A 13,734-nucleotide genomic window follows, 5' to 3' on the forward strand; every position below is an offset into this window, starting at 1 on the left:
GCCCGGTCCGACACCTCGTGTGTCGGACCGGGCCTCCTGGTTCCACCGTGGCGCCGTAGGCGCTGTCGGGTCGCCCGCTAGGTGCGCTGTCGGTTGCCCTTGATGGAGGCCCACAGCATGTCGCCCACCCCGACCACCGCGACGGCGCCGACCAGCTGGAGCAGGTGGCGGGTCCAGTCGATGCCCTTGGTGTCGTTGACTCCGATCCAGGTCGCGACGGCGTTGCCGAGCACGCTGCCGAGAATGCCGAACACGGTCGTCAGCCAGAGCGGGATCTGCTGCTTCCCCGGCAGGATCGCCTTCGCGATCAGACCGAGGACGAATCCCACGATGATCGCCCACAACCAACTCATCGTCGCCTCCTTGTACGCATGTGGGCCCAGTCTCGGCCCGTCGGCCATACGGCGCATGTCGGACAGCGCCATCCGTGCCCCGGTCTCGTCGGCGCCGGACGGCGGGCGTACGGTGGAGCGAGGTCCGGACCGGGGAGGGTCCGGCGCGACCGGTGGATGGTGGACGGCGATGCCGAAGCGCGACGGAGGCGAGGTCTTCCGGATCACGGGGGCCCGACAGGGGCTCGCGGACGACGTCCGGGGGCGCCAGCGGCGCTACATCATCTCGATGACGGTCCGGACGCTCTCCGTGATCGGGGCCGCGGTGCTGTGGAACGTCGAGCGGCACGTGGCGATCGTCTGCCTCGCCCTGGGCATCCTGCTCCCCTACATCGCCGTGGTCATCGCGAACGCGGGACGCGAGACGGCTCCGTCCCTTCCCTCCACCTTCGTGCCGGCTCCGGTGCGGCCGGCGCTCGGTGCCGCCGAGACCTCGGGGGACGCGGACACGGACGGTTCGCACGGCCGGAACTGATCACGGACAGTGGCCGGAAACCTCAAGAAAAGCTCAGATCAATCATGAAGTTCCAGTGCACCGCACCCCATGTGCCGTGACATACTGCCTACGCGCTCCGCATCCCCCGTCGGAGCGACGGACCGATGCCGGGCAGCTCCCCCCGTGGCTGCTCGGCATCGCCCTTGCTGGACAATGATCAGGTGAGCGAAGAGAAGCCGATCTGTTCCGCCAAGGGCTGCCGCGCCGACGCCGTCTGGGTGCTCGCGTGGAACAACCCCAAGCTGCACACGCCCGAGCGTCGCAAGACCTGGCTCGCGTGCGAGGAGCACCGCGAACACCTCTCCCAGTTCCTGGGCGTACGGGGTTTCCTCAAGGACGTCGTGCCGCTGGCCGACTGGGAGTCCGCCGGGTCCTGAGACCCGGCCCGCCCGGGGCGCCGCCCGCTCAGCCGCCGATCGCCGACATCGGGCGGTCGGGCTGGAGGAAGCTCGGGTCGTCGAGGCCGGAGCCGGCCTTCTTGCCCCACATCGCCTTCTTCCAGATCTCCGCGACGTCCCCGTCCGTGGCGTCCGAGCGGAGCGCGGCCCTCAGGTCCGTCTCCTCGGTGGCGAACAGACAGGTCCGCACCTGCCCGTCGGCGGTGAGCCGGGTGCGGTCGCAGGCCCGGCAGAACGGACGGGTGACGGAGGCGATCACGCCGACCGTGTGCGGTCCGCCGTCGACGACCCAGCGCTCGGCGGGGGCCGAGCCGCGCTCGTCGTCGCCTTCCGGGGTCAGGGTGAAGCGGGTGCGCAGGGACTCCAGGATGTCCCCCGCGGTGATCATTCCGTCGCGCTTCCAGCCGTGCTGGGCGTCGAGGGGCATCTGCTCGATGAAGCGGAGCTCGTAACCCTCCGTCACCGCCCAGGCGAGGAGGTCGGGGGCCTCGTCGGCGTTGAGCCCGGGCATCAGGACCGCGTTGACCTTGACCGGGGTGAGGCCGGCCTCGCGGGCGGCGGCCATGCCGTCGAGGACGTCCTGGTGGCGGTCGCGCCGGGTGAGGGTCTTGAAGACCTCGGGGCGCAGGGTGTCCAGGGAGACGTTGACCCGGTCGAGGCCGGCCGCCTCGAGGGCGGCGGCCGTGCGCTTGAGCCCGATGCCGTTGGTGGTGAGGGACATCCGGGGGCGGGGCTCCAGGGCCGCGCAGCGCTCCACGATGCCGACGAGCCCGGGGCGGAGCAGCGGCTCGCCGCCGGTGAAGCGGACCTCGGTGACACCGAGGTCGGTGACCGCGATGCGGATCAGCCGGACGATCTCGTCGTCGGTGAGGAGATCGGGCTTCGCGAGCCACTGGAGACCCTCCTCCGGCATGCAGTACGTGCAGCGGAGATTGCAGCGGTCCGTGAGCGAGACGCGCAGGTCGGTGGCGACACGGCCGTAGGTGTCGATGAGCACTGTGGGCCCCCTCCCCGTCTTGTTGATCGCGTGTGGTGTGCGTGTGGTTCGAGCCTACGTGAGCACGCGGACAACGAGCAGGGCAGATTGTCACGAGGACCGGCGCGGCCGCGTCGTAGAACTCTACGACGCGGCCGGTGGATCGCTGCGGAGCGTGTGCGAACCACTGCGCTCCGGTCAGTGCTTGACCGCGGCGGCGACCCCGACGCCGGTGAGGGACTTGACCTCCAGCTCCGCGTACTTGCCCGCGTCCGGCTCCTCCTTGGAGAGGAGCGAGCCGAGCCAGCCGAGGAGGAAGCCGAGCGGGATCGAGACGAGGCCGGGGTTCTCCAGCGGGAACCAGTGGAAGTCCACGCCCTTGAACATCGAGGCCGGTCCGCCGGAGACGACCGGCGAGAAGAGGACGAGGACGACGGAGGAGACCAGTCCGCCGTAGATCGACCAGAGCGCGCCCTGGGTGGTGAACCGCTTCCAGAAGAGCGAGTAGAGGATCGTCGGCAGGTTGGCCGAGGCGGCGACCGCGAAGGCGAGGGCGACCAGGCCGGCGACGTTGAGGTCGCGGGCGAGGGCGCCGAGCGCGATCGACACGATGCCGATGAGGACGGTGGACCAGCGCGCGGCCCGCATCTCCTCCTTCTCGGTGGCCTTCCCGCGCCTGATCACGTTGGCGTAGATGTCGTGCGCGAAGGACGAGGACGAGGCCAGGGTCAGTCCGGCGACGACGGCGAGGATGGTGGCGAAGGCGACGGCGGAGATGACCGCGAGGAGGATCGCGCCGCCGGTGGAACCGGCGCCGCCGCCGACCTCCAGGGCGGTGAGCGGGGCCGCCGTGTTGCCCGCCTTGTTGGACGCCTTGATGGTGTCGCCGCTGAGCAGGGCGGCGGCGCCGAAGCCGAGGACGATCGTCATCAGGTAGAAGGCGCCGATGATGCCGATGGCCCAGTTGACCGACTTGCGGGCGGCCTTGGCGGTCGGCACCGTGTAGAAGCGGATCAGGATGTGCGGCAGGCCGGCGGTGCCGAGGACGAGGGCGATGCCGAGGGAGATGAAGTCGAGCTTCGACAGGGCGCTGACGCCGTACTTGAGGCCGGGTTCGAGGAAGGCGTCGCCCTTGCCGCTGTTGGTGGCGGCGGCGCCGAGCAGCTGCGAGAGGTTGAAGTCGAACTTCAGCAGGATGAGGAAGGTGATGAGGAGCGTGCCCGCAATGAGCAGGACGGCCTTCACCATCTGCACCCAGGTGGTGCCCTTCATGCCGCCGATCGTCACGTAGACGATCATCAGGACGCCGACCAGGGCGACGATCGCGACCTTGCCGCCGTCGCTGGTGATGCCGAGCAGCAGCGAGACGAGCACGCCCGCGCCCGCCATCTGCGCGAGCAGGTAGAAGATCGAGACGACGATGGTGGAGGTTCCGGCTGCGGTCCTGACGGGCCGCTGGCGCATCCGGTAGGCGAGGACGTCGCCCATCGTGAACCGGCCGGAGTTGCGCAGCGGTTCGGCGACCAGGAGCAGCGCGACCAGCCAGGCGACCAGGAAGCCGATCGAGTAGAGGAAGCCGTCGTAGCCGTAGAGGGCGATGGCGCCGCTGATGCCGAGGAAGGACGCGGCGGACATGTAGTCGCCGGAGATCGCGAGGCCGTTCTGGAAGCCGGTGAACTGGCCTCCGCCCGCGTAGAAGTCGGCGGCGCTGCGGGTCTGGCGGCCGGCCCAGACGGTGATGACCAGGGTGGCGATCACGAAGGCGCCGAAGAGGGCGATGATCAGCGGCCGGTGCTCGCTGGTGGCGTTGCCCGCCGCGAGCAGGACGGGGGTGCTCATGCGTCGCCCTCCATACGGTTCCTGATGGCCTCGGCCTTGGGGTCGAGCCGGTTCGCCGCGTGCCGCGAGTAGAGCCAGGCGATGAGGAACGTGGTGGCGAACTGGCCGAGGCCGAGGACGAGCGCCACGTTGATGTTGCCGAAGACCTTGGTGCCCATGAAGCCGCCCGCGTAGTTGGAGAGCAGCACGTACAGCAGGTACCAGGCGATGAAGGCCAGGGTGAGCGGGAAGGCGAAGGAGCGGTAGGTGCGGCGCAGTTCGCCGAACTCCTCGCCTTCCTGCACCTCGACGAACTGTTCCGTCGTGGGCGGTACGGGGGCGGATGCGGCCTCCGTCCCGTTTCTGGGCGGCGGCGGTGCTTCGGTAGCCACGGAATCTCCTCGTGACGCGGGGGCGGGCGGCATGGTCAAGGGGGCCTCACCAGGGGTGCGGGAAGCGGGGCCCCGACCGGAGCCCCTCCCCTGACCAACGGCACGGAGCGGAACGGGAAGTGGTTCACGCCAGAGATTTCTTCGGTCAGATCTTCATGAAGTCTTCTCAACTCATTGAAGGGTCGGGAAGATCAGCGATAGCTTCACTCGTCATGCACCTGTCCGCGCGTAAACCCGCGCGCGGACAGTACATACGGATGATGTGGAGAACCCATGGCTCATCTGGGATCGAGGCGCGGCCGAGCTCTCGCTCTGCCGGTTGGTCTCGCGCTCACGGCCTCGCTCGGCTTCCTTCCCACCGGCGCTGCCTCCGCCGCGGATCTGAGTGACGCGTCCACAGCGGCCACGGTGACGGCGGACGGCCCGAAGCTGTCGTACGTCGTGAACGTCGACGGAGGTCGCTGGACCGCCGCCTCGGTGAAGAAGTCGATCGCCCGCGCCGGTGGCGAGGTGGTCATCTCGTACGACCAGATAGGCGTGATAGTCGTCCACTCGCAGAACCCCGAGTTCGCGAAGACGATCCGCAAGGCCTACGGCGTGGTGTCGGCCGGTTCGACCCGTACCGCCCCGCTCACCGTGCAGACCGACAACTCCGTCGGCGGCGGCACGCAGGCGCTGTCCGAGGCCGAGGCCAAGGCCGCCGCCGCCCGGGCGACGGACGAGCAGGACGCCCTCGAGCCCCTGCAGTGGGACCTCCCGGCGATCAAGGCCGACAAGGCGCACAAGCGGACCCTGGGCAGCAAGCGGGTCACCGTCGGCGTCATCGACACGGGTGTCGACGACACCCACCCGGACCTGGCGCCGAACTTCGACGCCAAGGCCTCCGCGAACTGCGTCTCCGGCAAGCCGGACACCACCCCCGGTTCGTGGCGTCCGAACCCGGGCGAGAGCGACCACGGCACGCACGTCGCCGGTACGATCGCCGCCGCGAAGAACGGCATCGGCATCACCGGTGTCGCCCCGGGCGTGAAGGTCTCCGGCATCAAGGTGTCCACCCCGGACGGCTTCTTCTACACGGAGGCCGTGGTCTGCGGCTTCGTGTGGGCGGCCGAGCACGGCGTCGACATCACGAACAACAGCTACTACACCGACCCGTGGATGTTCGCGTGCAAGAACGACGCGGACCAGAAGGCCCTCATCGAGGCCGTCACCCGCGCGAGCCGTTACGCGGAGCACAAGGGCACGGTCAACGTCGCCGCGGCCGGCAACTCGAAGTTCGACCTCGCGGCCGACTCGATCGTCGACAACAGCAGCCCGAACGACACCACTCCGGGCGACCGGGTCATCGACCCGAAGAAGTGCCTGGACTACCCGGCCATGCTCCCGGGTGTCGTCACGGTCTCCGCGACCGGCGCCAAGGACCTGAAGGCCTCGTACTCCAACTACGGTCTCGGTGTCATCGACATCGCCGCCCCCGGTGGCGACCGCACGGCGTACCAGACGCCCGAGGCCCCCGCGGTCAACGGCCTCATCCTGTCGACCACGGTCAACGGGGGCTACAACTACAAGGGCGGCACGTCGATGGCCTCGCCGCACGCGGCGGGCGTCCTGGCCCTGATCAAGTCGACGCACCCCTACGCGAGCCCGGCGGCGCTCAAGGCGCTGCTGTACGCGCAGGCCGACAAGCGCGCCTGCACCAACCCGTACGACATCGAGGGCGACGGCAAGATCGACGCCGTCTGCGAGGGTGGCAAGAACAAGAACGGCTTCTACGGAGCCGGTCTGATCGACGCCCTGGACGCCGTCCGCCGCTGAGCACGGATCGTCTGAACGAGGGCCCCGGTGTGGTGTGACACACCGGGGCCCTTCGCGTGGCACCCGGTGCCACACTGCGCTCATGGACAACACGGTGCGCACCGGTACGGAGATGTTGTGGTCGGCGCTGGGCGGCGATCCCGCCCTGGTGGACCGGGTGGAGTACGGCGGACCCGCCGGACTGCTGTCCGCGCGGCTGCCCGTGATGGAGCTGGCCCGCGCCGCGGTCGCGGTCGCCGGGCTCGCCGCCGTCGAGCGGGCCGGGCTTCCGGGGCCGGTCCGGGTGGACGACGGGGCCGTCGCCACCGCCTTCGTGAGCGAGCGTCACCTCCGGATCGACGGGCGGGCCCCGGTGAGCTTCGCGCCGCTCTCCCGGTTCTGGCGGGCGGCCGACGGCTGGGTCCGCACCCACGCCAACTACCCGCACCACCGGGCCGCGTTGCTGACCGCGCTCGATGTGCGGGAGGAGTCGGTGGAGGCCGTGACGGCGGCGATCGGGGAGCGCGGGGCGGTCGAGGTCGAGACGGCGGTGTACGCGGCCGGGGGCCTGGCCGTCGCCCTGCGCACGCCGGGGGAGTGGGCGGCGCACCCGCAGGGCCGTGAGGTGGCGGCGCGGCCGCTGCTGGCCCGGGAGCGGCTCGACGGGGCCGCGCCCCGGCGCCGTACGGGTCCGCTGCGGGTCCTGGACCTGACCCGGGTGATCGCCGGGCCGGTGGCGACCCGGACGCTCGCGCTGCTCGGCGCGGACGTGCTGCGGATCGACCCGCCCGGCAACCCCGAACTGCCCGACCAGCACGCGGAGACCGACGTCGGGAAGCGGAGCGCCGCGCTCGATCTGGACCGCCCGTCCGACCGGCGCACCCTCGGCGAACTCCTGGACTCCGCCGACGTGCTGGTCACCGGCTACCGGCCGGGCGCCCTCGACCGCTTCGACCTCCACCGGCCGGGGCTCGTGATCGCCCGGCTCTCCGCCTGGGGCGACTACGGGCCGTGGGGCGGGCGGCGCGGCTTCGACAGCCTGGTCCAGGTGGCGACCGGGATCGGCGTGACGGAGGGTTCGGCGCGGGAGCCGGGCGCGCTGCCCGCGCAGGCCCTGGACCACGGCACGGGCTATCTGCTCGCGGCGGCGGTGCTGCGGTCGCTGACGGAGCAGGACCGGGACGGCGGGACCCGGCTCGTCCGGCTCGCCCTCGCCCAGACCGGCCACTGGCTGACGCACGCGCTGCCCCGGTACGAGCCCGAGCGGTACCTCACCGAGTCGGAGGGGCCGCTGGGGCGGCTGCGGCACGCGCTGTCGCCCGTCGCGTACGAGGGCGGCCCGACGGGCTGGTCACGCCCGCCGGGCCCGCAGGGTGCGGACGACGCCGTCTGGACTACGGCTTGACGAGGACCTTGAGCGCGGTGCGGTCGTCCATCGCCCTGTAGCCGCCCGGGACGCCGTCGAGGCCGACGGTCAGGTCGAAGACCGGGGACGGGTCGACGGTGCCGTCGAGGACGTCCGGGAGGAGCTCCGGGATGTACGCCCGGACCGGGGCGACGCCGCCGCGCAGCGCGATGTTCCGGTCGAACATGACGGACAGGTCGAGGCCGGTGCCGCTGCCGTGCGGGACGCCGACGTAGCCGATGGAGCCGCCGTCGCGGGCGATGGCGACGGCGGTCCGCATGGACTGCTCGGTGCCGACCGCCTCGATGACGCCGTGGGCGCCCTGGCCTCCGGTGAGCTCGCGGACGGCGGCCTCGGCGGCCTCGCCGCGCTCGGCGACGACGTCGGTGGCGCCGAAGAGGCGGGCGATGTCGGTACGGGCGGTGTGCCGGCCGAGCGCGATGATCCGCTCGGCGCCGAGCCGCTTGGCGGCGAGGACGCCGCAGAGGCCGACGGCGCCGTCGCCGACGACGGCGACGGTCGAGCCCGGCTTCACGCCCGCGCCGAGGGCGGCGTGGTGGCCGGTGCCCAGGACGTCGGAGAGGGCGAGCAGCGCCGTGAGGAGCCGGTCGTCGGAGGCGGCGTCGGCGGGGAGCTTGACGAGGGTGCCGTCGGCGAAGGGGACGCGGACGGCCTCGCCCTGGCCGCCGTCGGAGCCGACCGAGCCCCAGAAGCCGCCGCGCGGGCAGGAGGTCTGGAGGCCCTCGGCGCAGTGGTCGCAGGTGCCGTCGGACCAGACGAAGGGGGCGACGACCAGGTCTCCGGCGGCGAAGCCGGCGACCTCGGAGCCCGCCGCCTCGACGATGCCGAGGAACTCGTGGCCGATGCGCTGGCCGGGCTGCCGGGCGGACTCGCCGCGGTAGGCCCACAGGTCGCTGCCGCAGACGCAGGCGCGCAGGACGCGGACGACGACGTCGGTGGGGTCCTGCACCACCGGGTCGGGCACGTCCTCCACGCGCATGTCGAACGGGGCGTGGATGGTGGTGGCGCGCATGGTGGACGGTCCTTGCTGTCAGACGTTTGTACGACGTTCACCGTACATCGCGTGGAGCACTCCCGCGGTCAGCAGGTACTGCGCCGCGATGTAGGTCAGCATGACCCAGAAGGCGGGCACCGGCAGCTGGGGCCACCCGGCGACCCCGGTGGCGATGAGCGTGTCGGACAGCAGGAACAGGGCGCCGCCGAGTCCGGCGAGGAGCCCGAGGGCGCTCGCGCGGTACGCCATGGCGGCGAGGAGCAGCGAGTAGCCGGCGACCGGGATGCGCAGGTCGGCGGGGAGGTCGGGCCAGAGGAGCACGACGGTGCCGGCGAGGGCGACCGCGTAGAGGGCGCCCAGCGGCGGGGACGTACGCCGACGGCCGAAGAGGACCAGGTAGCAGACGTGTCCGACGGCGAAGGAGCCCATGCCGAGGAGGAAGGCCGGGTCGGCGTCCGAGAGCAGGAGGACGTCGCCGCCCCAGCCCAGAAGGAGCGCGGCGACGAGGAGCTTCGGGGCTCCTCGGGTGGCGGCGTACGCGGCGAGCAGCGGCATCAGGAGCGGCTTGGCGATCTGGTGGCCGAGCTCGGCGCCGGCCAGCAGGGAGATCAGGTCGACGGCGGTCGCGAGCCCGAAGGCGGCGAGCAGGGCCCGGGAGAGGTCGCGGGAGCGCGCGCGGGAGAACGCGCGGGAGCGCTCGTGGGAGGAAGTCGTCACGCGGCGGCCTCGGGGGTGGCGGGGGCGGTGGGGATGCCAGGGGTGGCGGGGGTACTGATGGCGCCGGGGGCGCCGGTGGTTCCGTCCGTGGGGGCGGGCTGCCAGCCGGGGCCGCGGAAGATCCGGCCGGCCCGCTCGCGCCAGTCCCGCGCGGCCCGCAGGTCGCGGGCGATGGCGGCGTACTCGTGGGTGGCGACGCGCAGCGGGTTGTACGTCTCGATGTTCTTGGTGAGGCCGTAGACGGGCCGGTCGGTCTCGCCGACCCAGGAGCCGAACATCCGGTCCCAGAGGATCAGGATCCCGCCGAAGTTCCGGTCCAGGTAGCCGCCCTGGGAGGCGTGGTGGACGCGGTGGTGCGAGGGGGTGTTGAGGACGTACTCGAAGGGCCGGGGCAGTCGGTCGATCCGCTCGGTGTGGATCCAGAACTGGTAGACGAGGTTGACCGAGGAGCAGAAGGCGAGGGCGGCCGGGTGGACGCCGAGCGCGATCATCGGCAGATAGAACGGCCAGGAGGTGAAGCCGGTCCAGGGCTGGCGCAGCGCGGTGGAGAGGTTGAACCTGCGGCTGCTGTGGTGCACGACGTGACTGGCCCACAGGACGCGGATGACGTGGTGCCCGCGGTGCGACCAGTAGTAGAAGAAGTCCTGGGCGAGCAGCATCAGCGGGATCGTCCACCACAGGACGGGCACGCGCAGCGGGGTGAGTTCGTGGACGGCGGCGTAGATCGCGATGATCGGGATCTTCCACACGAGGTCGACGAAGAGGCTCCCGAGCCCCATGCCGATGCTGGTGGCGGCGTCCTTGGCCTCGTACCCGGCGGCGTCCTCGTCGGGGTGGAGGCGGTAGCTGACCATCTCCACGACGGTGAGCAGGACGAACGCCGGTATGGACCAGAGCACGACATCGGGCAGGTTCGGCATGCCGACGACGGTAGGGGCGCGGGGCCGGGCGCGACTAGACGTGGTTACCAACAAGTATGCGAGACGAGTTGTCAGCAAGCTTTGGCACCTTCTGACAAACCGCTCTGACGTGCGGCTTTCCGGGCGGCCCGGGGCGAGGCCTCAGATCCCTGTCGCCCCCAGCAGCGAGCCCGCGCCGTAGGTGACCGCCATCGCCAGGGCTCCGCCGGCCACGTTGCGGGCGATCGCGCGGCCCGCGGGGGCCTCGCCCAGGCGGGCGCTCCACCAGCCGGTGAGGGTCAGGGCCGCGAGGACGGAGACGACCGTGACCCAGAGGCGGGCCGAGGCCGGGGGGAGGACGATCGCGAGGAGCGGGAGCAGGGCGCCGACGGTGAAGGCGAGGAAGCTGGCGGCCGCGGCGTGCCAGGGGATCGTGAGCCGGTCCGGGTCGATGCCCAGCTCCACGCGCGCGTGGGCGCGCAGCGCGTCGCGGGCGGTGAGCTGTTCGGCGGCCTCGCGGGCCACCTCCCCGGAGAGGCCGCGGGCGGCCAGGAGGCCGGTCAGTTCGGCGAGTTCGGCCTCCGGCCGTTCGCGCAGCTCGCGTCTCTCCTGGGCGAGTGCGGCCTTCTCGGAGTCGCGCTGGGTGGAGACCGAGACGTACTCCCCCGCCGCCATCGACATCGATCCGGCGAGCAGCCCCGCGAGGCCGGCGGTGAGCAGGGCGGCCTGCGACTCGGTGGCGCCGGCGACGCCGACGACGAGGCCCGCGGTGGAGACGACCCCGTCGTTGGCTCCGAGCACGGCGGCCCGGAGCCAGTTGAGACGGGAGCCGAGGCCTCCGCCGTGGGCCTCGTCGTGGGCTTCGTCCGGCGCGGGGGGTGCGGTCACGTCAGGAGGGTCGCACCCGGCGGGTCACCAGACGCGGACCGACCCGCCCGGGGCGAAGGCGGGGCTGGTGGCGCCCGCGGGGACCTCCTTCAGGGGCTCGGCGATCTCCTCGACGGTGGGGCCGTGGACGGCGGCCAGGGCGTCGAGGAGGGTGAGGTCGAAGCCGTAGACGCGGGCGGCGTTGCCGCCGGTCATCGCCGCGACCTCCTCCTTCGGCACGCCCGCGTAGGCGATCCGGAGGCCTTCGCGGGAGTACGGGGTGGTGCCCTCGTCGTGCGGGTAGTCGCTGCCCCACATGATCTTGTCGAGGCCGATCCGGTCGCGCAGCGGCACCTCGTGGGGGCGCATGAAGCTGGCTCCGACGAAGCAGTTGTCGCGCCAGACCTCGCTGGGGCCCTTGCCCATCGACGCGGCGAGACCGGCACCGAACCGGGACTCGGCGGTCACCGCCCGGGAGGCCGCGGCGACCAGACGGGCGTGGTAGTAGTCCAGCATGTCCAGGATGCCGGGGATCCAGCCGGAACCCTGCTCGGTGAGGACGAGCTTGAGCTCGGGGTGGCGGCGGAACGCGCCGCCGAAGACGAGGTGCCACAGGGCCCGGTGGGAGAACCAGGTGGTCTCCACCATGAAGACGGCGCGGGCGGCGGGTTCGTCACCGAGCGGCGGCGAGGCCGAGCCGCCGTGGTGGTTCACCGGTACGCCGAGTTCCGCGCAGACCGCCCAGATCGGGTCGTACACCGAGGAGTACAGCTCGGGCACGCCGGATCCCGGTGGGGCGCCCGGCAGCAGGACGCCGCCCGTGAGGCCGGCCTCCTTGGTGCGGCGGATCTCGCGCACCGCCTCGTCGACGTCGTTCAGGAGGATCTGGGCGACTCCGGCGCGGCGGCCGGGGGCGAGGCCGCAGAAGTCGGCCAGCCAGCGGTTGTGGGCCCGCAGGCCCGCCCAGCGGAGTTCGTACTCCTCGCGGGTCGGGGCGGGTGCCATCAGCGAGGCGGAGGGGAAGAACGGCGGGACGGTGTTCGGGAAGACGACCTCGGCGACGATGCCGTCGGCCTCCAGCTCGCTCAGCCGGCGTTCGGAGTTCCAGTTGCGGTCGGCGGTGTCGGCGAGCAGGTCCTCGTACGGGTTGACGTAGGCCGCCGCCCAGGCGTCGAAGGCGTCGTGGCGCCTCCTCTCCAGGTACGGCCGGTAGTCGAGGAGGTCGGCGCCGGCGTGGCAGTCCGCGGAGATGACGGTGTAGCGGTCCATCAGCTCACCCCCAGGGCGGGGAAGTCGTGGTCGGTCAGCCAGTGCCGGCCGACCTCGCGCGAGCGGGCCCAGGAGGCCTCGACGGCGGCCTGGTCGGCGGGCTGGCCGAGGTCGGCCGGGGTGGGGCCGATCCGGCGGGCGATCGGTGCGAGCTTCTCCGTGTCGAAGCCGAAGACCTCCGCCGCCGCGAGGCCCAGCATCCGGCGCGTCTCGGTCACCGGGATGTCGTGGAAGGTCCTCCTGAGCCACGCGCGCGTGTCGGGCCAGGTGCCCTCGGGGTGGGGGAAGTCCGAGCCCCACAGGATGTTGTCGACGCCGATCTCGTACCGCTGGGCGAGTTCGCGCCGCTTGGTGTTGGTGGCGCAGACGAAGACCTGCCGGTCCAGGTACTCGCTGGGGGGCCGCCTCAGCTCCGCGAACGGGGACAGCTTCTTGCCGCCGTGCGCGCCGAGGTAGAGCCGGTCCATGAACCAGAGCAGGTTCGGCAGCCACCAGCAGCCGGACTCGGCGACGCCGAACCGCAGCCCGGGGTGGCGCTCGAAGACGCCCGACCAGAGCAGGAACCACAGCGGCCTGGCCGGCCACCAGGTGACCTCGGAGACGTAGATGCCGAGGTGGTCGCCGTACTCCTCGCGCGGGGCGGCGCCCGAGTGGGTGACGAGTGGCATCCCGGTCTCGGCGGCGGCCGCCCAGACCGGGTCGTAGCGCCGGTCGTGGTAGGGCGCCTTGTCCACCCACATGGAGGGGATCATCAGCGCGCCGAGCCCCGACTCCCTGGCGCGGTGGATCTCGGCGACGACCTTGGCCGGCTCCGCGGTGATCGGGAGCAGCGCCACCCCGCAGTGCCTCTCGGGGTTCTGTCCGACGAACTCGGCGAGCCAGCGGTTGTGCGCCCGCGCGCCCGCCATGCCGAGCTCCGGGTCCTGGTCGCCGGAGAGTCCGAGGCCGACGCCGAAGGGGGCGGCGGTCCGGCTGTCGACGGCGTCCGCGTCGGGGAAGACGACCTCGGCCGCGACCCCGTCGCCGTCGAGCTCCTTGAGGCGCCGCACGGCGTCCCAGCCGCCGCGCAGACCCTCCTCGTTGTCGTGGAACCACTTGTCGGCGAAGGCCTCGTTGCGGACCCCGAGCCGGGTCATGGCCTCCCGGCGCGCCTCGCGTCCGGCGAGGAAGTCGTCGAACGCGCGGTGGAAGCGGGGGTCGAGGTAGGGCCGGTACTCCTCGGTGGGCAGTCCGGCGTGGCAGTCGGAGGAGATGATCAGGTACGGGTCTCCGTGGTCCTCGTTGCTCATCGTGAAG

Annotated in this window: 14 protein-coding genes; 4 read left to right on the plus strand and 10 right to left on the minus strand. The window is 72.0% G+C overall.

Annotated elements, in window-relative coordinates:
* Positions 1-77 precede the first annotated feature (77 nt).
* Positions 78-353 (minus strand): GlsB/YeaQ/YmgE family stress response membrane protein, encoded by a 276-nt coding sequence (locus ABT129_RS04675; RefSeq protein WP_351896534.1) that lies wholly within the window; start codon positions 351-353, stop codon positions 78-80.
* 169 nt (positions 354-522) lie between these two features.
* On the opposite strand from ABT129_RS04675, the gene ABT129_RS04680 reads away from it, so the two are divergent.
* Both ABT129_RS04680 and ABT129_RS04685 read left to right on the plus strand, forming a co-directional pair.
* Positions 523-867, plus strand: coding sequence for a DUF3099 domain-containing protein (locus tag ABT129_RS04680; protein WP_351896537.1), 345 nt, complete (start codon positions 523-525; stop codon positions 865-867).
* Between the two features lie 182 nt (positions 868-1,049).
* Complete coding sequence (locus ABT129_RS04685) at positions 1,050-1,265, plus strand: hypothetical protein (protein ID WP_351896539.1); 216 nt, start codon at positions 1,050-1,052, stop codon at positions 1,263-1,265.
* Positions 1,266-1,293: 28 nt separating this feature from the next.
* Here ABT129_RS04685 and moaA read toward each other — a convergent pair whose 3' ends face one another.
* The 3 genes from moaA to ABT129_RS04700 all read right to left on the minus strand — a co-directional run bounded on the left by moaA (position 1,294) and on the right by ABT129_RS04700 (position 4,472).
* A complete protein-coding gene (gene moaA / locus ABT129_RS04690) occupies positions 1,294-2,283 on the minus strand; it encodes a GTP 3',8-cyclase MoaA (protein WP_351896541.1) in 990 nt (329 codons plus the stop codon).
* Positions 2,284-2,460: 177 nt separating this feature from the next.
* Complete coding sequence (locus ABT129_RS04695) at positions 2,461-4,101, minus strand: monocarboxylic acid transporter (RefSeq protein ID WP_351896544.1); 1,641 nt, start codon at positions 4,099-4,101, stop codon at positions 2,461-2,463.
* The gene (locus ABT129_RS04700) at positions 4,098-4,472 is read right to left on the minus strand and encodes a DUF485 domain-containing protein (RefSeq protein WP_351896546.1); all 375 of its coding nucleotides are present in this window, start codon (positions 4,470-4,472) and stop codon (positions 4,098-4,100) included. Before ABT129_RS04700 ends, ABT129_RS04695 begins: the two co-directional genes overlap by 4 nt.
* Positions 4,473-4,745: 273 nt before the next feature.
* Here ABT129_RS04700 and ABT129_RS04705 point away from each other — a divergent pair, with 273 nt between their 5' ends.
* Together ABT129_RS04705 and ABT129_RS04710 are read left to right on the plus strand one after the other, a co-directional pair.
* The gene (locus ABT129_RS04705) at positions 4,746-6,287 is read left to right on the plus strand and encodes a S8 family peptidase (RefSeq protein WP_351896548.1); all 1,542 of its coding nucleotides are present in this window, start codon (positions 4,746-4,748) and stop codon (positions 6,285-6,287) included.
* Positions 6,288-6,369: 82 nt separating this feature from the next.
* Positions 6,370-7,671: a CoA transferase gene (locus ABT129_RS04710; RefSeq protein ID WP_351896551.1), complete on the plus strand. Its 1,302-nt coding sequence runs from the start codon at positions 6,370-6,372 to the stop codon at positions 7,669-7,671.
* Here the strand turns inward: ABT129_RS04710 and ABT129_RS04715 are convergent.
* The 6 genes from ABT129_RS04715 to ABT129_RS04740 form a co-directional block, all read right to left on the minus strand.
* A complete protein-coding gene (locus tag ABT129_RS04715) occupies positions 7,661-8,704 on the minus strand; it encodes a zinc-dependent alcohol dehydrogenase family protein (RefSeq protein ID WP_351896553.1) in 1,044 nt (347 codons plus the stop codon). The two genes, ABT129_RS04710 and ABT129_RS04715, sit on opposite strands and share 11 nt — an antisense overlap.
* An 18-nt stretch (positions 8,705-8,722) precedes the next feature.
* Positions 8,723-9,334, minus strand: coding sequence for a lysoplasmalogenase (locus ABT129_RS04720; protein WP_502981661.1), 612 nt, complete (start codon positions 9,332-9,334; stop codon positions 8,723-8,725).
* Between the two features lie 65 nt (positions 9,335-9,399).
* Positions 9,400-10,323, minus strand: coding sequence for a sterol desaturase family protein (locus tag ABT129_RS04725; protein ID WP_351896558.1), 924 nt, complete (start codon positions 10,321-10,323; stop codon positions 9,400-9,402).
* Positions 10,324-10,464: 141 nt separating this feature from the next.
* The gene (locus ABT129_RS04730) at positions 10,465-11,190 is read right to left on the minus strand and encodes a VIT1/CCC1 transporter family protein (protein WP_351896560.1); all 726 of its coding nucleotides are present in this window, start codon (positions 11,188-11,190) and stop codon (positions 10,465-10,467) included.
* 24 nt (positions 11,191-11,214) lie between these two features.
* Complete coding sequence (locus ABT129_RS04735) at positions 11,215-12,438, minus strand: amidohydrolase family protein (RefSeq protein WP_351896562.1); 1,224 nt, start codon at positions 12,436-12,438, stop codon at positions 11,215-11,217.
* Positions 12,438-13,727, minus strand: coding sequence for an amidohydrolase family protein (locus ABT129_RS04740; RefSeq protein ID WP_351896565.1), 1,290 nt, complete (start codon positions 13,725-13,727; stop codon positions 12,438-12,440). Before ABT129_RS04740 ends, ABT129_RS04735 begins: the two co-directional genes overlap by 1 nt.
* Positions 13,728-13,734 lie beyond the last annotated feature (7 nt).

It is taken from the genome of Streptomyces sp. NPDC002057, from assembly GCF_040296665.1.
Lineage (GTDB): Bacteria > Actinomycetota > Actinomycetes > Streptomycetales > Streptomycetaceae > Streptomyces.